Below are 23817 nucleotides of genomic sequence, written 5' to 3'. Positions count from 1 at the left end.
CGGCGGGTCACCCGGTCGCTATCGGAAGTCCGCCATCGCCGGGACCTCGGCCTCGGCGCTGCGGCCGCCGGGCTCGGTGGGGTACATCCAGTCGCGCAGCGCCTTGGTGGCGCGCACGTCGTCCTCGTTGTATTCGAACAGCCGGGTGCGTTGCGACAGATCCGGCGGCCCGTCGTAGCCGACGGCCTGCCGGTACCAGCTCATCGATGCCTCGCCACCGGCCTCCGGATCCCGCCAGCCGAAGCCGGCCACCGGCGCGATCTTCTTGAGCCCCTTGCCGTTCGGGCAGATGAACTGGGTGGAGACGGCCTCGAACATGTCCACCCACTGCGGGCCGTCGACGAACTCGCGCACCTGGGCCTCGGTGGGGATGCCGGGCAGGCCCGCGAACCGGCGGGCCGACTCGTACAGCCACTTGTCCTCGGCGGTACGGGAATAGCAGTAGGCCGCGAAGGTCTTACCGGCCGCGACGGCCTCGGCGCGGATGTCCATCAGCCAGGTCCAGAACTCGGCGAAGGATCGGGCCTCGTCGGTGGTGGGCAGCGGGTCCCAGCTGACGAAGGGCCGGTAGACGCCGTCGAGCAGCGTGCCCCACAGATAGGCGCCGTACTCCTGATAGCTCTCCAGGTCGACATCGACCTCGACGTCGGCCCGCCGCACCCATAGTCGCTCGACCCGGCGGACCAGCGGCGCGCCCGACATCCAGGCCCGCGCGGTGACGACCGCCTCCTCGAACGGCTCGTACTGCCAGTCGTCCGGGGCCTCGCCCGTCCAGTTCGCCAGATCCTCGATGGTGTCGACGTCGTGGCGGCGCAGCACCTCGGCGCGCGACCCGGCGGCGACCAGGCTCACGTCGTGATGGTCGACGAGCCAGCGCTCACAGCTGGGGGCGCCGGGGGTCTCGCTGCGGGTCCACCACGGGCACTGCCGGCATTCCGGCACCTTGGAGGGCACGGTCGGGAGCTCGCCGCGCACGACCGCGATGCGATCGGCGTAGCGGCGGTCGTAGTCGTCGAGCAGCGGGCCCAGCTCGTGCACCAGCACGCGGTCGGTGTGGAAGCCGATGACACCGCCAACCAGCGCGGGGCTCGCCAGCCCGTGCCGTTGCAGCATCCGGTACAGGTGAACCAGCCGCTGCTGATCGCGCGGCTGGTTGCGCACGCGAACGGTGCGGTCCGGCTGCGGTTTCCAGTCCGGCAGGCCGGTGGTGAGCGGATGGTGCTCGGCCGGATCGGGCTGACGCGGATCGGTGACCTTGTGGTTGACCACGATGATCGGGATGTAGCCACCGCGGTCCTGGTCGCGCAGCAGGATCTCGGAGCCGCCGCGTCGGCCGGTGTCGGGCTCCTGCGGCAGCAGCGCGCCCCAGATGCGTTCGGCCCCTTCGGCGCACGCGCGCATGGTGTCCGCCGCGCGGGCGCCGGCCGGGCGGCCCGGGGCGATGACGGTCCAGCGCTCGGGCTCGGCCGCGATCAGCTGATCGCGCACCCGTTCGCGATGCGCGGTGGCGGCCTCCCGCCGCTGTGTGACCCCCACATCCTCCGTGACGCCGGTGAGGACCTCGGGGTGCGCGGAGTTGAGATGCAGCCGATGGCGGCAGCCGATCAAGGAGCGGGCGTCGACGAAGGCGGACGGGGCGGCGGTGTATCCGGCGGACTCGCACACCTCGGCAGGCACAGCCGCGTGCGGCTCGGCAGACATGGCTGCCCGTGGCTCGGTGGGCTGGGCGGTGTGCGGCTCGGCAGGTAGGGCCGCTCGCGGCCCGGTATGCCTGCCCTCGTCTTCGTGACCGTCGCGGTCACCACTGCCCGAATACACGTGTAGCAGTATGGGCCCTGCCCCCGACAAGTCCGTGAACCGCACTGCACGCAGCGGTTGCGAACCGATATGGTAAGCGCCGCGCGGCCCGAATGTGACGTCGCACAAGCGTTTCGCGCCGAGCGGACGACGAGTTCCCCGATTCGCGGCGGGCCCGCCGTGACAGCGCACGACGGGCCCGTGACTCGCGACCGCGCGGCTACCGCGGCGCCATCCGCAGCGCGCCGTCCATCCGGACGGTCTCGCCGTTGAGGTAGTCGTGCTCCACGATGTACTGCGCCAGCTGCGCGTACTCGTCCGGCCGGCCCAGCCGGGACGGGAACGGCACGCCCGCCTCCAGGCCCTTGCGGTACTCCTCGGTGACACCGGCCAGCATCGGGGTATCGATGATGCCGGGGGCGATGGTGTTCACCCGGATGCCGAACTGCGCCAGGTCCCGCGCCGCCGGAATCGTCATGCCCGCGACCCCGCCCTTGGAGGCGGAGTAGGCGATCTGGCCGATCTGGCCCTCGAACGCCGCGACCGAGGCCGTGTTGATCACGACGCCGCGCTGACCGTACTCGTCGACCGTGTCGGTCTTGGCGATGGCGTCCGCGGCCAGCCGCATCACGTTGAAGCTGCCCAGCAGGTTCACGGTGATGACCGTGCGGAACAGCTCCAGATCGTGCGGGCCGTTCTTGGACAGGATGCGCCCGGCCCAGCCGACACCGGCGCAGTTCACCACGATGCGCGGCGGGACGCCGGACTCGACGACCGTCCCGATCGCCGCCGCGACGTCGTCGCCACTGGTCACATCCGTGGGGAGCAGGGTCACGCCGGCGGGGACGCTGTCCCCGGCCCGCTCGATCGACTGCGGCAGATCCAGCCCGAAGACGGTGGCCCCGAGGTCGGCGAAGCGCTTGGCGGTCGCGGCGCCCAGCCCGGACGCGGCTCCCGTGATGATTGCGGCGGAGCCCGAAATCTCCATGGCAAAGGTCCTCTCGTTGACGATGGCTCGCTGGCCCTCCGTTGACGCACATTAACCGGCATTCCGGACGCGGTCGCGATGGGTGGGCGGCGCGGTGCCGATCCGCATCGGCGAACAGGTCTGTTCATCGGTGGTACGGTCTGCGGTATGCACCCCCGTGTGGATCGCGTGGCTCGGCGGCGCGCGCCACTGCGTAGAAAAACCGTTGCCGGGCAACGGATTCTGATCACCGGCGCGGCCCGTGGCATCGGCGCGGCCCTGGCCAGGCAGTTGCACGCGCACGGCGCCCGGGTCGCGGTCCTGGGCATCGAGGCCGAACTGCTGGCCGAGGTGGCGCACGACTGTGGCGAGGCGCCGTGGCGTTACTGCGACGTCGGCGATCCGACCCAGGTGGAGCGCGTGGTGAATTCGCTCGTGGGCGAGCTGGGCGGGCTCGACGCCGTGGTCGCCAACGCGGGGGTGGCCCGGCAGCTCGCGCTCATCGGCGGCGATCCGCGGGTGCTGGAGGAGACGTTCGCGGTCAACGTGCTCGGCGTCTACTACACGATGCGCGCGGCCGGCCCGCACCTCGCTCACGCCGGCGGCTATCTGCTGGTCATGTCGTCGCTGGCCGCGGCCGTCCACCTGCCCCTGGCCGGCGCCTACAGCGCGTCCAAGGCGGCCGCGGAGGCCCTGGCCAACACCCTGCGCAACGAGATCCGGCACACCGGCGCGCGGGTCGGCACGGCGTACTTCGCCGAACTCGACACCGACATGACCGAACGCGGATTCGGAACCGAGGCGGCGCACGCGATCCTGGGCCGGACCACGGTCTCCGGAGTGGCGCCTTTGGGACCCGCCATCGACTCATTGGAGCGTGCGCTGGCCCGCCGCTCCCGGCGGGTGGTATCACCGTGGTGGGTCGGCGTGATCCTGCCGTTTCGACCGCTCGGTCAATGGGTAATAGACCTGGCGCTGCGTCGTGGTGTCGGCGAGGCGGTCGCGATCGCGCGCACCGAACCGGCCGTCTTCACCACCGACCAGCCGGCCCGCTCCCACCGCACGGAGCGGCCCGCCTAGCTGTCCCAACGTTCCCGCCCGACGGGCTGTGCCGGGACCCACGGCCCGTCGTGAATCGAAATGGAGTCGCCCGTCATGCCCCCCTCGGCCGGTATCACCCGTCAACTACCTCGTGGTCGCCATGGTCTGTCCCGGGAGACGGTGGTCGCGTCCCAACGCGAGCGGATACTCGGCGCGATGGCCGCCGCCATGGCCGAGAACGGTTATGTCGGCACCTCCGTCGCGACCATCATCAAACGGGCCGGGGTGTCCCGGGAGACCTTCTACGAGCAGTTCCGGTCCCGGGAGGACTGTTTCGAGGCGGGCTATCAGCGCGCGGTGGAGATGATGCTGGCGCGCACCGGCGCGGCCCGCTCCCGCACCGGCGCCGCCGATCCGCAGCAGCGCCTGGACCGGCTGCTGCGGGCGTATCTCGACGCGCTGGCCGACGAACCCACCTACGCCCGGCTGTATCTGGTCGAGGTGTACGCGGTCGGCTCGAAGGCGATCGCCCGCCGGGTCGAACTGCAGGAGAGCTTCGTCGAGGTGATCGTGGATCTGCTCGGCGCGAACACCTCAGCGCAGCGGTTCGCCTGCACCACCCTGGTGGCCGCGATCAGCGCTATGGTCACGGCGCGGGTTGCCGCCGGCGACCTGGACGGCCTGCGCGGACTCCGCGAACCCATCCTCGAACTCGTCCATCGCGGCGGTGAGCTCTTCGGCATCGATACGCCCTGAAAGCCGGCGGTTCGCCAGCCACAGCGCCACCCCCGCGACGACCGGGGCGATCGCGGCCAGGCCCAGTTCCACGGGCCGGCTCAGGTCCGTGACCAGCGCGGACAGCAGGGTGGCCACGCCGAGGTAGAGGAACAGCAGCCCGGATCCGGCGCCGATCAGCCGCTCGGGCAGATGCCGTCCGACGGTCGCGCCGATCACGATCGCCAGTCCGCCCGCCGCGACCATGCCCAGCGAGGCGCCGAGCCACACCGCCACCCAGTTGTGGCCGGAGGCGAGGGCGAGGGTGGCGAACATGGTCCGGTCGCCGAGCTCGGCGACGAGGAACGCGGTGAACACCACCACGAGGCCGCGTCCCGGCCGGACCGCGGGGACCTCCTCCTCGCCGGATTCGTGGCCCGGACGGTTGTCGTAGAGGGTCCACAGGGCGACGGCCAGTAGTACCAGACCGGTGCACAGGGCGATGACCTCGGTCGGCAGCGCGCTGCCGAGGATGTGCCCGACGCCGGCGCCGAGCAGATTCACCACGACGCTCGCGACGCTGATCCCGGTCAGCACCACCCACCACCGATAGCGCAACGTGAACGTCAGCGCCATCAGCTGGGATTTGTCGCCGAGTTCGGCAAGGAACAGCATGCCGAAACTCAGCAAAATGGTGGCGATCATGTGGGGCTCCCCACCGCCCGTCCGCCTCACCGGCCGACAGGCGGATGCCCTCGGCCGGCGACGCGTCCGAACGGAATTCGGTGTCGGTCGTCGGCCGAAGGTCTCGCCCACCGGAATGTCGATCCGGTTCGCAGGGCCGGATCCCGGATGGGACCAGTATGTCGACCGTGCGATTGCGGGCTACTCCCCTTCGCTGTCACCAAGCCTACCCTAACCGGGCGGATCCGCCAACCTTCGGTTCGCGAGATCGCAATCGGCACAATAAGTTTGGGGATCCGGTCGAAGAAGTTCGGGTGCCCTCCATCGCGGTTTCCGGTCACCTCACGCGGCGAGCAGCATAGCCAGAACCGCAGTGTCGGGATCGCTGATCGGGTCCACGCCGACCCGGCTGATCATGGAAGTGACCGTGCCGTCGAGCTCGGCCTCCACCCAGGCCGCGCGATGCGACAGGCCCAGGTGCGGCACCCCGGGCAGCAGCACGCACCCGGACGCCGCGCCCGCGCATTCCGGCAGCGTCGGCCGGGTCTCGGACGGGGGATGCAGCATCATCAGCGCCGGCGGCACATGGTCGGCAAATCTGCCGGGTTCGAGTGCCTCCTCGCCGAGCACCGGACCCTCGGCGAGGACCAGCCCGACCGTGCCGGGCTCGGGGTCGTCGGGGAGTTCCTCGCGGGCGCCGAACACCGTGGAGGTGGTCAGCAGGCCGGGCATGCTCGCCACCCGCACCGCGAGCACGAGCAACTGGGCCCATTCCTTGGTGGTGTCGGGCCAGCGGCCGGCGATGACGAAGCCTCGCAGCGAGCCGTGTAGTCCGAACGGGGTGACCCGCACCTGGTCGTCGTGTGCGCGCATCGTGGACCTCCCGAAGCCGAGTCGACCCGGCGGCGGTCCGCATGTGGCGAACGCGTCGCCGATGATCACTGGGTACCCGAGAATGCCTCGGACAATGCCTGGCACACAAGTCCCGGAGAGTGCCAATTTCGCTGGTAACCCCGCCGAAACACGAACGAGCCCGGACCCTCACGGAGAGGATCCGGGCTCGCCGGTGTGTACTCGTCGGCGGATCAGCCGAAGACGAGGCCCTTGCCCTGCGAGACGGCCCGGGCGAAGCGCTCCTGGACGTCGGCCCAGTTGACCACGTTCCAGAAGGCGGTCACATAGTCGGCCTTGACGTTCTTGTACTGCAGGTAGAAGGCGTGCTCCCACATGTCGACCTGCAGCAGCGGGATGATGCCCAGCGGCACGTTGGCCTGCTGGTCGTACAGCTGGAAGGTCAGCAGCTTCTGGCCCAGGGTGTCGTACCCCAGCACGGCCCAGCCGGAACCCTGCAGGCCGTTGGCGGCCGCGGAGAACTGCGCGCGGAACTTGTCGAACGAACCGAACTGGTCGTCGATCGCGGCGGCCAGGTCGCCGACCGGCTTGTCACCGCCGTTGGGGGACAGGTTCTTCCACCAGATCGAGTGGTTGACGTGGCCACCCAGATGGAAGGCGAGGTTCTTCTCGTTCAGGAAGATGGCGCCGTGATCGCCGGCCTCCCGGGCCGCCTCCAGCTTCTCGACCGCCGTGTTGACCCCGGCCACGTAGGCGGCGTGATGCTTGGAATGGTGGATCTCGTTGATCTGCCCGGAGATGTGCGGCTCCAGGGCGCCGTAGTCGTAATCCAGATCTGGCAGCGTGTACTCAGCCACGATGTCCCTTCCTTGATGTCGGGCCGTGTGCGCTCGGTCGTATGGGTTCGAGCGCACCCAACCATCATTCGTACACCCGCTCCCGTGCAACTCGGGGCCGCGCCCCTCCATTCCGGCCGGTGGCGGTCGCGATCTTCCGCGCTCGGGCGGCGGTATCGGCCCGAGTGCCCGAAATCACATGGGCGGGGCCACATCCGGGAGCATGGTGCGTGGATCGCAGGCGTCGTGCGCCTTCCACCAGCGCCGGCTGCCGGCGATGAATTCCGGTAGCGACACCGGCAGGCCCTCGCGGGTGGCGACCTCGACGCCCTCGAACCACACCCGTACGTCCAGCTCGCGCGGATCGGCGCCCTCCTGCTGACTGAACTCCAGGACGTGGCGTACGGGGGCGTCGCTCACGGTGGTGTCGAAACTGAGCAACTCCCGCCACAGCGACCAGCCGCTGTCGTCGGTGTCGATGAACTCCCAGCCGTGCAGGGTGGCGCCGCCGAAACCGGCGGTGGCCTCGCCGAGGCCGTCCAGGGTCAGCGGCAGCACCTGGGGATCGATCTCGTCCCAGTACTGGACACGCAGCGACGCGGCGACCCGGCTGACACCGGTGAGGGCCAGCTGGATGACGGGATCCTCCGGCGGCGGACCGTCCAGGGGGAGACTGAGCACCTCCAGCTCCAGATGTAACCGGGCGTTTGCGACATCTACGGCGACCGCGCGGCAGGTCGCCTCGGAAAGTGCCATGTTCAGCCCGGCGGTATCGAGGTCGTCGAGTAGCCCCCTGGTCGCTTCCATGGGGGCAAGGCTACCGACGTCACCGGGCCGGATCCCGCATTTCCGCGGCTTCGGAAGTGTTGTCGGATTTTCGGAAGTCACGGGAACCGAACGGTCCCGCACCCCGTCCAAGTATTCGGCGGGCGATTGCTCCGGGATAGGAGGAGGGGAGTCCCGGATCGATCGCCCGCTCTTCATCCCGGGCCGATGGCCCGCCGACGGGCCGAATGCTCACCCTCAACCTGTGGATAAGGTTGTGGACACTGTGCATAACCGGTTTTCGAGGGGCCCCGAACCCTCGGCTTCGGTGGTCGGGCGTGGCAGGATCGAAGCCGTGACGAGCTCCGAGATTCCGTCCGTGCCGATCGAGGCCGTGCCGGCCGAATTCGACACCGCGGCGCCCGCCGGATCCGGCACCGCGGCCACCCCGCCGGCCCGCCTGCTGCTCGACGTCCGGGAGGACGACGAATGGCAGCTCGGTCACGCGCCCGGCGCCGTGCACATTCCCATGAACGACGTCCCGGCCCGGCTCGGAGAACTCGACGCGGGCACCGAGATCTACGTGGTCTGCCGCCAGGGCGGTCGCTCCCTGCAGATCGTGCGATATCTGACGCACTTCGGCTTCGACGCGGTCGACGTGCTCGGCGGCATGGTCGCCTGGCAGGGCGCGGGCCGGCCGCTGACCGGCGCCGGCGACCACGCGGCGAAGGTCTACTGATGGGCGCCCCGGGCAGCGGCGCCGTGGTACAGCCCTGTGCGCGATGCGGGTCGCGCTGGGCCGTCCAGGGCGCCCCGATGCACTGGTGCCCGCGCTGCCGCGGCGTGCTGTTGTCCCCGGGCCCGGTCGACGCGCCGCCCGAGCGGCGCAACTACCGCTGGGTGGCCCGCCCGCCCGGTCGGCGGCCGCGTCCCGGCGGCGCCCGGCCGCCGGTTCCGGCTCCGGGCGGTACCCCCGGCTATCCCGACATGCCGCGCTGGGGGCTGCGGGACGCTTCGCCGGAGCCGGCGCGGCAGGAGCGCGGCCGGCTCGCGCGGCTCGCCGATCGGGTCGCCGGACTGCTGGTCCTCACCGCCGTGTTGTTCGCCCTGGCCGCCGTGGCCGAGATCGGCCGCTACCTTATCCTGTTGCGCAATCGCACCCGGTTGATTCCGCAGGCGCTGCTGGTGGTGTCGGACGTATCGCTGTACCTGCTGGCCGGATTCGCGCTGCTCACCGCGCTGGTCACCGCGGTCGCCCTGGTCGGCTGGCTGATCCGGGTACGGCGCGCGGCCTACGCCGCGGCGGGCGAACGAGATCCGTGGCCGGTGCCGATGTTGCTGTGCGGCTGTCTGATTCCCGTGGTCAACCTGCTGTGGCCGGGGGTCTTCCTCACCGAACTGGCCCGGCGCACCGACCCCCGCGCGTTGCGGGCGGTGCGGATCTGGTGGTGCGCCTGGATTCTCGACGGCGTCCTCGTGGTCGCCGCGCTGTGCTGGCATGCCGCCGATTCGCTGCAGGCGCGCGCCGACGGTGTGATGCTCAGCGCCTGGACGGATCTGGCGGCCGCGGCGGTCGCGCTGCTCTCGCTGTGGGTGGTACGGCGCTGCGAGGGCCGTGACCTGCGCGGTCGCAAGCGGCAGCCGCAGCGCTGGGTGCCCGCCACCGGTCCCGCCGCGGTCCTGATCGAACCGGTCCACCGGACCGGGGAAGCCGCCGGTCGCGCGCCGGAGGCCGAGGTCGGGGATGATCGTGCCGCGACGGGTGCCGCGCCCGGCACCGCGGAGCAGGAGGAGGTCATGGCGAAGTGAGCGGGGGCAATCGCGCGCCGTTCGTGGTCGCGCATCGTGGCGCGTCCGGAGTACGCCCGGAGCACACCCTGGCCGCGTACGAGCTGGCCCTGCAGGAGGGCGCCGCCGGATTGGAATGCGACATCCGGCTGACCCGTGACGGTCATCTGGTGTGCGTGCACGACCGCACGGTCGACCGCACCTCCGACGGCACCGGCCTGGTCAGCGAGATGAGCCTGGACGAGTTGAAGGAGCTGAACTTCGGCACCGCCGCGGAGCCCTCACCGGTACTGACCCTGAGCGAGTTGATCACGCTGGTGCTGGATTGGCGCAGTCAGCCGAGCAAACTCTTCATCGAGACCAAACATCCGGTGCGCTATGGCGCGCTGGTGGAGAACAAGCTGCTCGCCGAGTTGCAGCGGTTCGGCATCGCCACCCCCGCCTCGGCCGACCACTCCCGGGCGGTGGTGATGTCCTTCGCCGCCACCGCGGTCTGGCGCATCCGCCGCGCCGCGCCGCTGTTGCCGACCGTGCTGCTGGGCGAGTCGTCCCGTTATCTCGGTGGCAGCGCGGCGACCACCGTGGGCGCCACCGCCGTCGGCCCCTCGGTCAAGACGCTGCGCGAACATCCGGACCTGGTCGACAAGGCGGCCGCCGCCGGGCGCGCCACCTACTGCTGGACCGTCGACGATGCGGCCGATGTCAAGCTGTGCGCCGACCTGGGCGTCAGCTGGATCGCGACCAATCACCCGGGCCGGACCAAGGCCGTACTCGACGCGGTCTGAGCCGAGCCGAATCCGACGCGCCGGTGGATACGGCAGCCAGGTCTCCACTCGTGTTCGATCGCCGGGCGCGGCGCCTTGCGGCACCCGGCGGACCGGCGCCACCGTCGGCGAGTCGGCCGGCCTTGACGAGGGGTTGCGCACGGTCGCGGCGCCGACACTGTATTTTCTGCGTTCGTGGGTAAAAGCAAGCGCAACAGTCCCAAGCCCGACAGCAACCGGGCACAGCGGCTCGCCGAGCGCCGGGCGGCGCAGGAACAGGCGGCGCAGACCGTGACCCGCCCGTTCGCCGGGCTGGCCGCCGAGTGCGATCTGGTCGCGCTCCGCGAGTTCGTGCCCTCGGCGACGGCAACGCTGAAGCTGGCCCCGGGCGCCCAGGGCGATCGGCCGGTCACCCTCGCCACCGTGCTGCCCGGTGCGGTGGCCGCGCTGGTGCGGGCCGGCGCGGAGCCGATCGGATTCGTCGGCGCCCAGGTCCAGCACCAGTCCGCCGACCCGGCCGCGGATCTGGCCGCGGCCATCCTCTGGACCCAGTCCGCCGAGCCGGGCGGCTCGCTGAACTCCGTGGCCGAGGCCGAGATCACCGCACCGGCCCTGACCGAGGTGATCGATCCGGGCGCGAGCCTCGACCTCACCGTGCACCCCGACTTCAACTGGTGGGTGCCGGCCGGCGTGCAGCCCGACGCACAGGTGGCCGCCACCATCGAGCAGGCCAACCGCGCGATCATGCCGTCGGCGCGGCTCGAACTCGGCGCCGACGCGGTCGGCGCGGCCTGGTGGGTGGATGCCGGGGAGCGGGCGCACCTGCGCTGGATCCGGCCGGAGGCCGAGGACGACGTCATGCTGGCGCTGGCCCGGGTGCACGCCGCGGGCGGCCTGCACCTCGGTGAGGGCTCCCGGTTCGCCGGTTCCTTCCGCACGCACGGGCTGCTGGTCCCGGTGTTCGATCTGGACCAGGAACGGCACCCCACCGAATGGGTCACGGCGGCAGCCGAATTCGGGACCAGGCTGGTCGAGGCCCTGGCCACCGACACGCCGCTGACCGCCGACGAGCGCCGTTCGCGCGACGGCCTGCGGTCGCGTCAGATCACCCTGCGCTGAGCCGGTTCGCCGGCCGCCGAGCCGTCCGACACGGGGTGACCCCGCGTCGAACCGGTGCGCCTGCCACCTCAGCCGGCTCGCGTCGGGGTCATCCCTTGTCGAACCGGTGCGCCGGCCGCCGCACCCGGCTCGAGTCGGGGTCACCCCGTGTCGGACGGCTCGGCGGCCGCGTCAGCCGGCCGTGATCAGCTCGGGCGGGAGCGGGCGGTCGGCGGCCAGGTCGCCGAAGAACGTGGTGGCCCGGTCGTGGTCCCACAGCAGCACGTTGCCGCTGCCGGACACGTCTTCGAAACCGCCGATCGGCACGGTCGTCGCGATCGCGCCGCCGCGCAGCGCCCAGCCGAGCCGGGCCAGGTCCCACAGATGATCGCCGTGGTCCACCTGGACCGCGCCGGCGGCTCCGTGCGCCAGCGACCACAGCCGGAACGGATTGGCCAGCGTGGACGCGCTGGTCGACTTCTTCAGCAGCGCGGCCAGGAACAACCGCTGATCGTTCATCCGGTCCAGGTCGGCGAGGGCGGTGGCGCGGCTGCGCACGAAGCCGAGTGCCTTCGTCCCGTCCAGGCGCTGACAGCCCGCGGGCAGATCGATACCGGCCAGCGGATCGTTCATCGGCCGCGGCAGGCACATGTCGATACCGCCGACCGCGTCGACCAGCCCCGCGAAGCCGCCGAAGCCGATCTTCGCGAAATGGTCGATGTGCAGCCCCGTGGCGATTTCGACCGTCTGCGACAACAACTTCGGGCCGCCGAGGGAGAAGGCGGCGTTGAGTTTGTCCCTGCCGTGGCCCGGAATGCTCACGTACGAATCGCGCGGCAGGCTGACGATCGTCGTCTGTCCCGACTTCGGGATGTGGACCAGCATCATGGTGTCGCTGCGCTCGCCGCCGGCATCGGCGGCGCTGCCGGTCGTCAGCTGCGCCTCCTGCGCGGAGGTGAGGCCGGCGCGGCTGTCCGATCCGGCGAGCAGCCAGTTCGTGCCCGGTGTGTCACCGACTCGCTTCGAGTAGCCGCCCAGGGCGTCGATACGGGTGAGCGTGCCGTCCAGATAGATCAGCGCGGCGATCGGCGTCACGATCAGGATCAGCAGCAGGATGAGCAGTCGCCGGCCCCAGCGCGGTCGCCGGCGCCGCCGTGGCGCGACCGCGGCCTGCGGCGAGCCCGGCGGCGGATTGCGCCACCCGCGCCGCGCTTCACCCGGCGTGCCGCGGCCCGGCGGATGCTGCGCGGCTCGCCCCGATCGGTCGTATGCCGCCTGCTCCGACCGGTCGTATTCCGACCGCCGCGGTTCGCCCTGCCCGGCGTACCCGGATCCGTGCCGCGGATCCTGCCCCGGGCCGCCCGCCGGCGGAGCAGGCCGGCGATTCGGCGGCGGCCCACCGCGATTCGGGGTGCGCGGCGGCTGCCGATCTGATCGGGGCGGCTGCGGGACCGCGGAATAGGCCAGCGGGGAATCCGATTGCCGGCGACGCATGACCTGCGTCGGCTCGGGGGCGGGCCGGGCCGGCACCTCGTCGGGCGGCCACCGATCGGGGGCAGGCCGATCCGACCCGGGCTGGCCGGACGGCGGCACCCGGCGTGTCCGTGCATTGCGCCTGGGGTCTTCGCCGTTCATCCTCACCGATGCTACTGATGCCGCCGCCGGTGCGGTCGAAGTCGATGCGACGGCCTCGAGGGGCCGGTGGCGACCAGCGGGAACGCCGGTTCAGGGTAGCCAGGACACGTGCCCGTGCAGCACCGTGTAGCCGATGTAGGCGACGGTATCGATGGTCGCGTGGGCCAGGACCAGCGGCCACAACCGCGTGGTCCGCTGCCAGTAGCCGCCGAAGATCACACCCATCACGAGATTGCCGAGCCCGCCGCCGAGCCCCTGGTAGAGGTGATAACTGCCGCGCAACACCGCCGAGGCCAGCAGTGATCGCCGCGGTGACCAGTCCAGTGCCCGGAGCCGGCTGATCAGATAGCCGACCACCAGCACCTCCTCGGCGACCGCGTTGGCGATCGCGGACACCACCAGCGCCGGCAGCCGCCACCAGTGGTCGCCCAGCGAACTCGGCACGATGGTGACGCTGAGGCCCAGCGCGTGCGCGATCAGGTACAGTGCCAGCCCGGGCAGGCCGATCAGCGCGGCCAGTGCGGCCCCCGGCAGCGCGTCGCCGCCCCATCGCGGCCGGGCCAGCCCGATCAGCTTCGGACCGATTCCGCTGCGCCACAACAGATACAGCCCGAGGGCGGCCCAGCCGACCAGGCGCAGCGCGCTCAGCAACTGGAACAGCAGGTCGATGGTGGATTGTTCGGCGCGGGAGGGATTCAGCGCCACCTTCCGGCCGCCGACGCCACCGGGGGACAGCGCGCTCTCCACCAGCGACAGCGCCGCGCTCGCACCGCTGAGGCCGAACGTGACGACCAGGACGATCACGATCTCCAGCCGGATCGCCGACCGCTCCCGATCGGGGGTCGGCGCGGGCCACGCGGGCGCGGAATCAGACACCATGCCCGCCAATGTAGGGGGCCCGGGATCAGGGCCGGCGCATGCGGTTCAGAAAGGGGCAGCCCGCGAGGATGCGCACGGCGCGCGACAGCGACTGCACATCCTCGACCGGAGTGGCGAACGGCAGCCGCACGTCGTGATCCGACTCGGGCCCCTCGACGCGCAGCGTAATGCCGTAGCGGTCGACGGCCAGCGGCCGGATCCGGCCGCCGCGCAGGCGAACCGGCAGATGCCGGGCCAGCGCGGTGACCATCTCGGCGTGATCGCTGTCGATGTGCTGTAACCAGGCCGATTCCAGCTCCCAGAACGGATCCGGTGCGGCGGTACGCAATTCGGCCTGCGGCACCGACACCGCGCCCGCCGCGTCGGCCATCACCGCGGAATCGAGGACCAGCCGCAGCAGGACGGTGGTGTGGCCGACGTCGAGCAGCGCCGGATGCGGATACTCGGCGGCCACCTCGGCGGCCAGCGCGCGCTGCGCGAAGTCGGGTACCGCGCGCAGCCGGCCGCGCAACCAGATCAACGCCCGCACCGGCTCCCGCAGCCGCAGCGGCGCCCGGTCGGTGAGCTCCAGCATCGCCGGGGTCCAGGCCGCGGCGGCCGCGGCCGCACCCGACTCGGCGGGCACCGCGAGCACCGCGTCACCGCAGGCCCGGACGTGGTGCAGCACGGTGGGAACGGGTTCGGCTCCGGGCAGGGCCAGGGTTGCCGCCCCGGCGCGCGCGCAGGCGCTGCGCACCCGCTCGGCGGCGGTGGGTGTGGCGGCGGTCGTGTGGCCCATGCGAACCTCCAGGGATCCGAACCGGTAGTTAGGTAAACCTAAGCTAAGTGATACCGGCCGGTCGCGCAAGCATTCCGGTCATTAAGGTCGAAACGTGTCGCACGACTCCGCCCCCGCTCCGGACCCGGTTCCGCTGACCCTCGGCATGCCCGCGGCCCCGGCCCGCCCGCGCGGCCTGACCGACGGACTGCTCCGCGAACGCGGCACATCGGCATCCGCGGCGATGGCCGGCCGGTCAGCGAATCCGGACGCCGCGCACCCGCCGGCCACAACGGCGACCGCTACGGCACGGGCGAGCTCGGCAACGCCGGAGACCATTTCGCCCCGGCCCAGAGGAATTTCGGCGACGGCGCCTGCCGCCCTGGCGACATCGGCGGCGAGCCCCGCCGGGACGACGGTTCCGGAGGACCGCACAGCACAGTTCGATACGGATACCGTGGGGCCGGAGGTCGCGCCGGCCGATTCCGGCACGGAATCGGACCCATCCGCGGTTCCGGTACTGGATCTGGCTCTTCCCGACGAGCGGGTGGCCGATTTCCTGGCCGAAATCGCGCATGCCGACACCGGATTCGTCGCCCGCACCGAATCCGGTGATCGCGCGCTGGCCGTGGTGGCCGGTACCGCGGCCGCGTTGTGCGGCATGGATATCCGGGCCGCCCTGGCCGCACCCGATCTCGAGTTCCTGCGTGGCCTGCGCCCGGCGGCGGTTCAAGCGGTGCGCGAGGTGTTGCTGGCTGTCGAGTGCGCGGACCCCGGCCCGGTGACCCGTGGATTGGCTCCCTTGGCGGACGTCCGGTCTGCGGAAACCCCACCGCACTGACGTCCCGGCAAGAAACACCGGCGCGCACCGGTCGCCGGTGTGCGAGGAGATGCCGGAGGTTTCAGCCACGGCGAACTGCGGTCACCGTCCCGACGAACTTCGGGTGGCGACCGTGGGGTCGCCACCCGGGCCGGGATGGTCGTCCGACGCGTCCGAGGCGGCGGCCTGCGGCGTGCCGTCGGGGGCGTCCCACCCGCGGAAGCGGCACCGCGGTCGGATCCGGTGATCGGCCAGTAATGTCGTATCCGTGCCTCGTATCGCCTACTTCGGGCCCTCGGGAACCTTCACCGAGATGGCCCTCGCCGAGTTGGAGGCGGCGGGAGCCTTCGACGGCCCCGTCGAACGGATCGCCGCGCCCAGTCAGGGGGCCGCGCTCGAGCTGATCCGGTCGGGCGAGGTCGAGGGTGCGGTGGTGCCGGTCGAGAGTTCGGTGGACGGTTCGATCGCCCCCACCCTCGACGCGCTCGCGACCGGGACCCGGTTGCAGATCGTCGCCGAGACCGAGTTGGACGTGGCCTTCACGATCCTGGCCCGGCCGGGTGTGACGATCGCCGACGTGCGGACGATCGCGGCCTATCCGGTGGCGCTGGCCCAGGTCCGGCTGTGGCTGGCGGATCGGATGCCGCAGGCGCAGTCGTACACCTCCGCCTCCAACGCGGCCGCGGCCGAGGACGTCGTGCGCGGCCATGCCGACGCGGCGGTCTCGACCACCCTGGCCGGTGCGCGGCTCGGGCTCGAGACGCTGGCCACCGGGGTCGCCGACTACGACCACGCGGTGACCCGCTTCGTCCTGGTCACCCGGCCGTGCCCCGCGCCGCCGCCCACCGGCGCGGACCGGACCTCGCTGGTGGTGCTCGACCTGCCCAAGCAGCCCGGCGCGCTGATGCGCGCGCTGGACGAATTCGCCACCCGCGGCGTCGATCTCACCTTCATCGAATCGCGTCCGACCCGCACCGGCATGGGTACCTACCGTTTCCACCTCGACTGTGTGGGACATATCGAGGACACCGCGGTCGCCGAGGCGCTCAAGGCGTTGCACCGAACCGCCGGCCAGATCCGCTTCCTGGGATCGTGGCCGGCCGGCTCACCCAGCGGTACTCCGCCGCCGCCGGACGAGCCGTCGGCCGTCTGGTTGGCGGATCTGAAGAAGGGGGTGGCGGACCTGTGACGGGAAAGCTGATCCTGGTTCGGCACGGCGAGACCGAGGGCAACGTCGCCAAGATCCTCGACACCCGGTTGCCGGGCCTGCCGCTCACCGAACGTGGTGTGGCACAGGCCAAATCCTTCGGGGCGAGCCTGGCGGCGCCGCCGCGGCGGTTGTTCTGCTCGGAAGCGCTGCGCGCCCGGCAGACGGCGAGCTGCATCGAGGCGGTCACCGGCGTGCCGGCCGAGGTGCTCGACGGGGTGTACGAGGCGCAGGTCGGTGAGCTGGAGGGGGAGAGCTCCGAGTCGGCGCACGACACCTTCCAGGAGATCTACCACGCCTGGCACCTCGGTGATCTGGACGTCCGGGTGCCCGGTGGGGAGTCCGGGCAGGCGGTGCTCGATCGGTATCTGCCGGTGGTGGACCGGCTGCGGGCCGACCTGCTGACTCCGGCGGCGCTCGCGGCGGAACCGGCGCCCGGCGATGTCCTGCTGGTGAGCCACGGCGCCGCGATCCGGCTGGTGGCCCGGGCGATCGGCGGCGTGGCGCCGCCGTTCACCACCCACAATCACCTGGACAACACCGAGACGGTCGAACTGCTGCCCCGGTACGTCGAGCGGGACGGGGAGCCGCGGTTCGACGGCTGGGAGTGTGTCCGGTGGGGCCGCTACACCCCGCCGTTCGGCGGCGATGTGGAGCCCGCGGTTGACGATCCGATGGGCTGACCGGCGCGGGGGCCGAAGTCGGTGCGCAGCGGCAGCCGGTCGAGCAGGTCCTTGATCGCGGTGCGCAGCCGCGCCGGGGTGCCGGTGGCCAGCGAGGTCCACAGCACGCCGTCGTCGGCGCGGGTGGTGGTGCCGAGGAAGCGGCCGTTGCGGGTGTTGTAGACGGCGACCGTGCCGTCGCTGATCTCGCGGGTGCCGTCGCCGTACACCACGCCCACCACCGAGGCGTGCGAATGGATCTCGACCAGCGCGGACGCGAGGACGCGGGCGTCGCGATCGGGTTTGCCGGCGCGGGTGAGCCGCTCGGTGGTGGCGTCGACGTCCGCGGTGTCGCGCAGGATGATCTTCAGGTCCTCGGTGAGCGCGTTCATGCCGGACAGTTCCAGCGGCTCGGCCGGGCCCAGCACGGCGAGCACGATCCCGGGCAGATCCCGGCTCGCCTCGTCGACCACATACGAGTCCGGGCCGCGCAGCACCACCACCTCGAGCTCGTCGCCGTGTGCCACGCAGCAGCGGTTCACCCGGTCACCGACGTACCAGCGGACGGCCAGTACCCAGTGCGGGAGGTACAGCGCGCGGAGCCGATCGGCCAGATCCCGGTGCACCACCTCGTCGATCAGCAGACCACGCTCGGTGAGCGTGGCGGCGGCCGCGGCCATCGCCGCGTCGTGCGCGGCCACATGGTCGTAGCGGCCGATCGCGTCGAGGACCACCGGCACCTCGTCGATCCGCAGTGACTCCAGCAGGTACTGCATCTCGTCCGGCGACAGCACGACCGCACCGAGGGCGGCCGGGCCGCGGCCCGCGCCGAGCACCGTCACCTAGCGTCCGCTCGGCATCGGGTCGGCGCCGATCACGCCGGGGGCGAGGTCGCGGCCGTCGGCGAAGTGCTCGCCGCGCAGGTAATCCGGACCGCGGTGCTCGGAGTCGTCCTCGTCCTCCTGCGTCTGGTAGCCGAGCAGCGGATTGCCGCCGAGGACCTGCCCGCGGCCCGCCGCGTGCGAATCATCCAGGTCGAGGGTGATATCGGTGCCGGTGGCGGCGGCCGGACCGCCGCCGAGCACGCCGCCGGCGCCCCAGCCCTCGGGCAGTCGCAGACTGCCGCCGCCGTTGCCGAGGCCGACCGAGCTGCCGCCGTAGGACACCGTGCGGGTGACCGCGGCCTGGCCCGCCCCGGCCGGGTTGCCGAGGCCGCCCATCATCATCGGCATCGAGCCGGGGGACAGCATCGAGGACGGCATGCCGCCGGCGGCCGCGTTGATCACGCCGCCCGCCACATCGCCCGCGGCGGTGGCGCCGGTGGTCACGACCGTGCCGGCCACGTGCGCGGCCTGGTCGAGGGCGCCCGCGACACCCGGATCGCTCAGCACGGCCTGCGCGCCGGCGATCGCGGCCTGCGCCGGATCGACGGAATCCTGGAAGGCCTCGTCGGCGTTCTGGCCGTCCACCGCGGAACCCGCGCCGTTCGCGATCGACGGGGGCAGCGGGAACTGGTTCGGGGTGGTGACGATCGCGGTGGTCGCGGCCTCGTAGGTCTCCATCACCATCGCGGCGCGCAGGTCGATCGCGGCCTTGGCGGCCTCCGCGAGCTCGGCACTCCCGTCCAGGTCGCCGCCGGAGGCGTGCGCGACCGCGCGGGCGGTGTCGGCGGCCGCGATCTCCGGCAGGCTGGGCATCGCCAGCGAGGCGACCGTGTAGGCCGTGGCATTGGACGCGGCCTTGACGCCCATCGCGGCGGCCAGCGCGCCCTGCTGCTCGGCCCAGCCGATGAAGCCGGTGAGGCGGCTCAGCGCCGCGACGCCGTTGACGCCCTCCAGGCCGGCCCCGAGTTCGGCCAGTACGCGCGCGACGGTCGCGGTGGCGTCCACCCAGGCGCTGGTCAGCGTGCCCCAGGCCGAGGCGGCGGCCGAGATGGGCACGGCGTGCGTCCCGCTCTCGAGTGCGGCCGAATTGCCCTCGGCCAGCCGGGGCAGCCAGAACACCCCGGTGATCCCTGCGGTCATCGTGTCTCCCCTGAACTCGCTGTTTCCGCCCCCGCCGGTTGGTATCTCCCCCGGATCGGCCGCGGCTACACCTCGATGGCGGCGATACCTGCGGCGTGCGCGGCGTCCTGGGCCGCGTACTGGACGACCTGCTGCCGCAACATCGCAGCGGCATGGTGCAATTCGAGGATCCCCTGCGCGACCGAGTTGTCGTGTGTGACCGCGGCCTGGTTGAAATGGCCGGCCGCCATCAGCGACACCTCCTCGGCGCCCGAGGGGAGCACATGGGTCACCGGACCGCTGAGGGTCGCGGCGGCGGCCAGGCGCTCGGCCAGTAGGTCCAGTTCCGCGGCGGCGGCCAGAATCACTTCGGGTTGAACGAGCACATTGCCAACCATTTCCCGAACTCCTTCTCGAGACGGCGATATCAGGGTAGCCCATCGGCACCCCCGCGGCCGGTCTTCCCCGAACGTGCGACGGCCCGGACGTTCCCGCGCCGACCGGGACCTCATCGAATTCTCATGTGGCAGTGCGCAGTATCGGCGGTGCGGTCCCGCCGGATCGCGGAAGCCGGTTCTGCGGAAAGGTTTGCGAGATGACGGTCCCCTCCTCATCGCGCCGTCGGCGCAGCGGCCGCCGGGGTGCGATGGTAGTGCTCGCGACGGCCGTGGTGCTCACGGTCGCGGGGACCACGGGTCCCGCGGCGAGTGCGCCGGCCTCGGATCCGGCGGTCCGGCAACTCGTCTGGCGGGACGAGTTCACCGGAGCCGCCGGCGTCGGCCCCGACCCGGCGAACTGGGGCTACGACGTCGGCGGCGAACCGCAGTGGGGCAACCACGAATGGCAGTACTACACCGACCGCGCGACCAACGTGGCGCTCGACGGCGCCGGGCATCTGGTGATCTCGGCTCGCCGGGAACAATTGCCCGGTATGGCGCCGTGCAGTGACGGACCGTGCGATATCACCTCCGGCCGGATCACCACGCTCGGCCGATTCGCGCAGACCTACGGGCGGTTCGAGGCGCGGATGAGAATCCCTGGGGGCAAGGGGTTGTGGCCGGCCTTCTGGCTGATGGGCGCGGATATCGGCACAGCCGGGAAAACCTGGCCCGGCAACGGGGAGATCGACGTGATGGAGACCATCGCCGACGACCCGGGCACCGTGTACGGCTCCGCGCACGGACCCGGATTCGCGGATCCCGGCTATTCCCAGGGCTTTCGGGCCGTGGGGCAGCGGCTCGCCGACGACTTCCACACCTATGCCGTGCAGTGGGAGCCCGACCGGATCGAGTGGTTCCTCGACGACACCCGCTACTACACGCTGTCCCGCTCGGACCTGAAGCCCGGGCACACCTGGGTTTTCGATCATCCGTTCTATATTCTGCTCAACCTCGCGGTCGGGGGCGAATGGCCCGGACCACCCGACAGCGCCACGGTCTTTCCTGCCGAGCTGATGGTCGATCACGTCCGGGTCTACCGCTGAACCCCGTCAGCCCCAGCCCAATTCGTGCAGGCGGTCCTCGTCTATCCCGAAATAGTGGGCGATCTCGTGGATCACGGTGATCGCGACCTCCTCGACCACCTCGTCCTCACCGGCGCAGATGTCGAGGATGGCCTCGCGATAGATCGTGACGGTGTCCGGCAGCGAACCGCCGTAGTCGATGTCGCGTTCGGTGAGGGCGATGCCGTGGTAGAGCCCCAGCAGGTGCGGGTCCTCCGGATCGCGCGGCTCGATCAGCACCACCACGTTGTCGATCGCGCGGGCCAGCTCGGGCGGGATGAGGTCGAGCGCGTCCGAGACCAGTTCCTCGAAGCGCTGTTCGGACATGACGACGGTCATGTGCGGCCCGTCAGCGCGGCGGCGCCGCGCCCGGCAGCGGGGCGGGAGTCGAACGACCGGAGGTCGGCGGCGGCACGGGCGCCTGACCGTCGATGAGGATGTCCGCCTTGGCCGGACCGGTGATCGTCGAGAAGCCGTCCTGGGAACCCTTGCCCACGAAGCAGTTCAGCCTCCGGCTGCCGACCAGCCAGCTGCGGGCGTCGATACTGTCCCAGAACGCGGTGAGCGTCTTGGCGAGCAGCGCGTCCTGGCCGCCGAGATAGTCGTTGATCACCTTGCCACACGCGTCCTGCATGAACTTGTCCTGCTCGTCCTTGGCCGGCGGACCACCGGTGAAGTGCGAGCCCAGATCCTCGACCGACATCACCTCGTAGGCATGCGGTTTCGCGCAGTCGACCGGTTCGTTGGTGGGCAGGCTCTGCGCGATGCCGACGCACTGGCCGACCTCGAAGGTGCGGGACTGGTCGCTGTCGCGGACCCGGCCCACGGCCTGCTGGGAGGCGCTGCCGGTGGCGCTGACCACTTGGAGCCCGCAGCGGATCGTGCGGTCGCCGTGCGCCCAGCCGGGCTCGCCCGGATTGATGATGCCGACGACGAAGCGGCCGCGCGGGTCCAGTTTGCCGCCCAGATAGGCGGCCGCCGCGGGCGCGCAGTGCTCGTCGCGCAGTTCGGAGAAGCGCAGCATGTCCGGGAAACGGCTGCCCGGCCCGAACTCCTTGCCCGGGTACTTGCTCAGATCTATCTCGGCGGTCACCTCGAACAGGTGCTTGTCCGCGCAGTTGACCTTGGTGAGGTCCAGCGCCTTGGGCGAGGACCAGGTCAGACAGTCGCCCGGCCGGGCCGAGCCGAAGGCGGAGTGCGCGCGGCCGGTCGGTTCCGTCGAGCCCGGATCGTGCGCCTCGAGTCCGTGCGAACTGCGGAAGCCACTGATGAGCATGGTGACCAGCGCCGCGACCACCGCGCCGACCGCGATGGCGAGCAGGCCCCAGCGGATCCGTTGCGCCGGCAGCAGCGGTCGCGGCGGTCGCCGTCCGGCCGGCGGGGCGGCGGAATCGGCCTCGTGCGCGAAGACGGAGGTGGACGCGCCGGTGTCCGGCGAGTCGGGCGGAGCGGTACGCGGCAGATCGGGTGGCATCGCGCTCCATGATGGCAGCGCGGTCGCGTGGCCGCCACGAGCAGGTTCACCGGGAACGGGCGAGCGGTGCCGCGTCAGTGCCACCGACTAGGCTGATGCCCCATGATCGACCTGCGATTCCTGCGCGACAATCCCGATGTCGTCCGCGCTTCCCAGCTGGCCCGCGGTGAGGACCCGGCCCTGGTGGACGCGCTGCTCCAGGCCGATTCCGCGCGCCGGTCCGCGGTCGCCGCCGCGGACACGCTGCGCGCCGAGCACAAGGCGCTCGGCAAGCAGGTCGGCAAGGCGAGCCCGGAGGAGCGCACCCACCTGCTCGAGCGGGGCGCGGAACTCTCCCGGCGGGTCAAGGAGGCCGAATCGGTCGAGCAGACCACCGACGCCGAACTCGAGGCCGCGGCCCGGGCCATCTCCAACGTCGTCCAGGAGGGCGCCCCGGCCGGCGGCGAGGACGACTACGTCGTGCTCGAAACCGTCGGCGCCACCCGCGAATTCGACTTCGAGCCGAAGGACCATCTGGAACTCGGCGAGGCCCTCGGGCTGATCGATATGGAGCGCGGCGCCAAGGTGTCCGGCGCCCGGTTCTACTTCCTCACCGGATACGGCGCGCTCCTACAGCTGGGCCTGCTGCAGCTGGCCGCCCGCAAGGCCGTCGCCAACGGCTTCACCATGATGATCCCGCCGGTGCTGGTGCGCCCGGAGATCATGGCGGGCACCGGATTCCTGGGGCAGCACTCGGCCGAGGTCTACCACCTCGAGGAGGACGACCTGTACCTGGTCGGCACCTCCGAGGTGCCACTGGCGGGCTACCACTCGGGCGAGATCATCGACCTGGCCGGCGGTCCGAAGCGCTACGCGGGCTGGTCCTCGTGCTTCCGTCGCGAGGCGGGCAGCTACGGCAAGGACACCCGCGGCATCATCCGGGTGCACCAGTTCGACAAGATCGAGATGTTCGTCTACTGCCGCCCGGAGGAGGCGGACGAGGAACATCGCCGCCTGCTGGCCTGGGAGCGGGAGATGCTCGCCGCCATCGAGGTGCCGTATCGAGTGATCGACGTGGCCGCGGGCGATCTGGGCAGCTCGGCCGCGCGCAAATTCGACTGCGAGGCCTGGGTTCCCAGCCAGGCCGCCTACCGCGAGCTCACCTCCACCTCGAACTGCACCACCTTCCAAGCCCGCCGCCTGTCGGTCCGCTACCGCGACGAGAACAACAAGCCGCAGATCGCCGCGACCCTCAACGGCACCCTCGCCACCACCCGCTGGATCGTGGCTCTGCTGGAGAACCACCAGCAGGCCGACGGTTCGGTCCGGGTACCGGCAGAGCTGGTCCCCTTCGTCGGCACGGAGTTGCTGAAGCCCCCCGCTCGATAGCCGGAGCCCCCGCTCGATAGCCGGAGCCCCCGGCCCGGTGGCTGGATGCCTCGGCCCGGTAACCGGGAGAGTCGGCCGGTGGCAGGAAGCCTCGGCCGGGTGGCCGGGAGCGTCGGCCCGGTGGCCGAAGCCGGGGCCCGGTAACCTGAGTCCTCGAAGCGGTAGCCCCGAAGTCCCCGACGCGATAGCTGAGGGTCCCGACGCG

The 23817-nt window shown here is 71.4% G+C and carries 24 protein-coding genes and 1 pseudogene; 11 read left to right on the top strand and 14 right to left on the bottom strand.

Going from position 1 to position 23817, the window contains the following annotated elements; genetic code table 11:
- Positions 1-18 precede the first annotated feature (18 nt).
- Complete coding sequence (locus tag NRB56_RS12625; protein WP_319942909.1) at positions 19-1818, bottom strand: TM0106 family RecB-like putative nuclease; 1800 nt, start codon at positions 1816-1818, stop codon at positions 19-21.
- A 199-nt stretch (positions 1819-2017) separates the two neighbouring features.
- The gene (locus NRB56_RS12620; protein ID WP_153341643.1) at positions 2018-2785 is read right to left on the bottom strand and encodes an SDR family NAD(P)-dependent oxidoreductase; all 768 of its coding nucleotides are present in this window, start codon (positions 2783-2785) and stop codon (positions 2018-2020) included.
- 147 nt (positions 2786-2932) lie between these two features.
- Here NRB56_RS12620 and NRB56_RS12615 point away from each other — a divergent pair, with 147 nt between their 5' ends.
- A complete protein-coding gene (locus NRB56_RS12615; protein WP_153341642.1) occupies positions 2933-3844 on the top strand; it encodes an SDR family NAD(P)-dependent oxidoreductase in 912 nt (303 codons plus the stop codon).
- Between the two features lie 60 nt (positions 3845-3904).
- Positions 3905-4135: pseudogene (locus tag NRB56_RS40105) on the top strand (TetR/AcrR family transcriptional regulator); the annotation flags it as partial.
- Between the two features lie 264 nt (positions 4136-4399).
- On the opposite strand, the gene NRB56_RS12605 reads toward NRB56_RS40105, so the two are convergent.
- From NRB56_RS12605 to NRB56_RS12590, 4 genes are all read right to left on the bottom strand, one after another.
- Positions 4400-5224, bottom strand: a complete 825-nt coding sequence (locus NRB56_RS12605) for a TMEM165/GDT1 family protein (protein ID WP_153341638.1) — start codon at positions 5222-5224, stop codon at positions 4400-4402.
- 321 nt (positions 5225-5545) lie between these two features.
- Entirely contained in the window at positions 5546-6076 is a 531-nt protein-coding gene (locus NRB56_RS12600; protein ID WP_153341636.1) for a peptidase, read from the bottom strand.
- A 212-nt stretch (positions 6077-6288) separates the two neighbouring features.
- Entirely contained in the window at positions 6289-6912 is a 624-nt protein-coding gene (locus NRB56_RS12595) for a superoxide dismutase (protein ID WP_319942908.1), read from the bottom strand.
- A 174-nt stretch (positions 6913-7086) separates the two neighbouring features.
- On the bottom strand, positions 7087-7698 hold the full coding sequence (locus tag NRB56_RS12590; protein ID WP_153341634.1) for a hypothetical protein: 612 nt from the start codon (positions 7696-7698) through the stop codon (positions 7087-7089).
- Positions 7699-8011: 313 nt separating this feature from the next.
- Here NRB56_RS12590 and NRB56_RS12585 point away from each other — a divergent pair, with 313 nt between their 5' ends.
- From NRB56_RS12585 to NRB56_RS12570, 4 genes are all read left to right on the top strand, one after another.
- The gene (locus NRB56_RS12585) at positions 8012-8395 is read left to right on the top strand and encodes a rhodanese-like domain-containing protein (RefSeq protein WP_319942907.1); all 384 of its coding nucleotides are present in this window, start codon (positions 8012-8014) and stop codon (positions 8393-8395) included.
- On the top strand, positions 8395-9465 hold the full coding sequence (locus tag NRB56_RS12580; protein ID WP_153341632.1) for a DUF4328 domain-containing protein: 1071 nt from the start codon (positions 8395-8397) through the stop codon (positions 9463-9465). The genes NRB56_RS12585 and NRB56_RS12580 overlap by 1 nt, the downstream gene beginning before the upstream one ends.
- Positions 9462-10229, top strand: coding sequence for a glycerophosphodiester phosphodiesterase (locus NRB56_RS12575; protein WP_319942906.1), 768 nt, complete (start codon positions 9462-9464; stop codon positions 10227-10229). Before NRB56_RS12580 ends, NRB56_RS12575 begins: the two co-directional genes overlap by 4 nt.
- A 174-nt stretch (positions 10230-10403) precedes the next feature.
- Positions 10404-11327 carry a DUF5926 family protein gene (locus NRB56_RS12570; protein WP_319942905.1) on the top strand — a complete coding sequence of 308 codons (924 nt, stop codon included), beginning with the start codon at positions 10404-10406 and terminating at the stop codon, positions 11325-11327.
- Between the two features lie 171 nt (positions 11328-11498).
- Here the strand turns inward: NRB56_RS12570 and NRB56_RS12565 are convergent, their stop codons facing one another.
- The 3 genes from NRB56_RS12565 to NRB56_RS12555 form a co-directional block, all read right to left on the bottom strand.
- Complete coding sequence (locus NRB56_RS12565) at positions 11499-12941, bottom strand: LCP family protein (RefSeq protein ID WP_153341630.1); 1443 nt, start codon at positions 12939-12941, stop codon at positions 11499-11501.
- A 90-nt stretch (positions 12942-13031) separates the two neighbouring features.
- Complete coding sequence (locus tag NRB56_RS12560) at positions 13032-13820, bottom strand: CPBP family intramembrane glutamic endopeptidase (protein WP_153341628.1); 789 nt, start codon at positions 13818-13820, stop codon at positions 13032-13034.
- A 25-nt stretch (positions 13821-13845) separates the two neighbouring features.
- Positions 13846-14598, bottom strand: a complete 753-nt coding sequence (locus NRB56_RS12555; protein WP_153341626.1) for a DUF2470 domain-containing protein — start codon at positions 14596-14598, stop codon at positions 13846-13848.
- Positions 14599-14692: 94 nt separating this feature from the next.
- On the opposite strand from NRB56_RS12555, the gene NRB56_RS12550 reads away from it, so the two are divergent.
- The 3 genes from NRB56_RS12550 to NRB56_RS12540 all read left to right on the top strand — a co-directional run bounded on the left by NRB56_RS12550 (position 14693) and on the right by NRB56_RS12540 (position 17287).
- Complete coding sequence (locus NRB56_RS12550) at positions 14693-15418, top strand: hypothetical protein (RefSeq protein WP_227837610.1); 726 nt, start codon at positions 14693-14695, stop codon at positions 15416-15418.
- A gap of 247 nt (positions 15419-15665) precedes the next feature.
- Positions 15666-16586: a prephenate dehydratase gene (gene pheA / locus NRB56_RS12545; protein ID WP_319942904.1), complete on the top strand. Its 921-nt coding sequence runs from the start codon at positions 15666-15668 to the stop codon at positions 16584-16586.
- Positions 16583-17287 carry a histidine phosphatase family protein gene (locus NRB56_RS12540; protein ID WP_319942903.1) on the top strand — a complete coding sequence of 235 codons (705 nt, stop codon included), beginning with the start codon at positions 16583-16585 and terminating at the stop codon, positions 17285-17287. The genes pheA and NRB56_RS12540 overlap by 4 nt, the downstream gene beginning before the upstream one ends.
- Here the strand turns inward: NRB56_RS12540 and NRB56_RS12535 are convergent.
- The 3 genes from NRB56_RS12535 to NRB56_RS12525 all read right to left on the bottom strand — a co-directional run bounded on the left by NRB56_RS12535 (position 17230) and on the right by NRB56_RS12525 (position 19667).
- On the bottom strand, positions 17230-18108 hold the full coding sequence (locus tag NRB56_RS12535; RefSeq protein WP_319942902.1) for an ESX secretion-associated protein EspG: 879 nt from the start codon (positions 18106-18108) through the stop codon (positions 17230-17232). The two genes, NRB56_RS12540 and NRB56_RS12535, sit on opposite strands and share 58 nt — an antisense overlap.
- On the bottom strand, positions 18109-19290 hold the full coding sequence (locus tag NRB56_RS12530; protein ID WP_153341623.1) for a PPE domain-containing protein: 1182 nt from the start codon (positions 19288-19290) through the stop codon (positions 18109-18111).
- Between the two features lie 65 nt (positions 19291-19355).
- Positions 19356-19667 carry a PE family protein gene (locus NRB56_RS12525; RefSeq protein WP_153341621.1) on the bottom strand — a complete coding sequence of 104 codons (312 nt, stop codon included), beginning with the start codon at positions 19665-19667 and terminating at the stop codon, positions 19356-19358.
- A gap of 248 nt (positions 19668-19915) precedes the next feature.
- On the opposite strand from NRB56_RS12525, the gene NRB56_RS12520 reads away from it, so the two are divergent.
- The gene (locus tag NRB56_RS12520; RefSeq protein WP_227837608.1) at positions 19916-20752 is read left to right on the top strand and encodes a glycoside hydrolase family 16 protein; all 837 of its coding nucleotides are present in this window, start codon (positions 19916-19918) and stop codon (positions 20750-20752) included.
- Positions 20753-20758: 6 nt separating this feature from the next.
- Here the strand turns inward: NRB56_RS12520 and NRB56_RS12515 are convergent, their stop codons facing one another.
- Entirely contained in the window at positions 20759-21109 is a 351-nt protein-coding gene (locus NRB56_RS12515; RefSeq protein ID WP_153341617.1) for a metallopeptidase family protein, read from the bottom strand.
- Positions 21110-21119: 10 nt separating this feature from the next.
- Positions 21120-22244: a septum formation family protein gene (locus NRB56_RS12510; protein WP_153341615.1), complete on the bottom strand. Its 1125-nt coding sequence runs from the start codon at positions 22242-22244 to the stop codon at positions 21120-21122.
- A gap of 102 nt (positions 22245-22346) precedes the next feature.
- Between NRB56_RS12510 and serS the strand changes: the two genes are divergently transcribed.
- The gene (gene serS, locus NRB56_RS12505; protein WP_153341613.1) at positions 22347-23612 is read left to right on the top strand and encodes a serine--tRNA ligase; all 1266 of its coding nucleotides are present in this window, start codon (positions 22347-22349) and stop codon (positions 23610-23612) included.
- Positions 23613-23817 lie beyond the last annotated feature (205 nt).

Source organism: Nocardia aurantia (assembly GCF_009604425.1).
Classification (GTDB): domain Bacteria; phylum Actinomycetota; class Actinomycetes; order Mycobacteriales; family Mycobacteriaceae; genus Nocardia; species Nocardia aurantia.
Note: the sequence above shows the minus strand (reverse complement) of the source record. Positions and strands in the feature narration are given on the sequence as shown.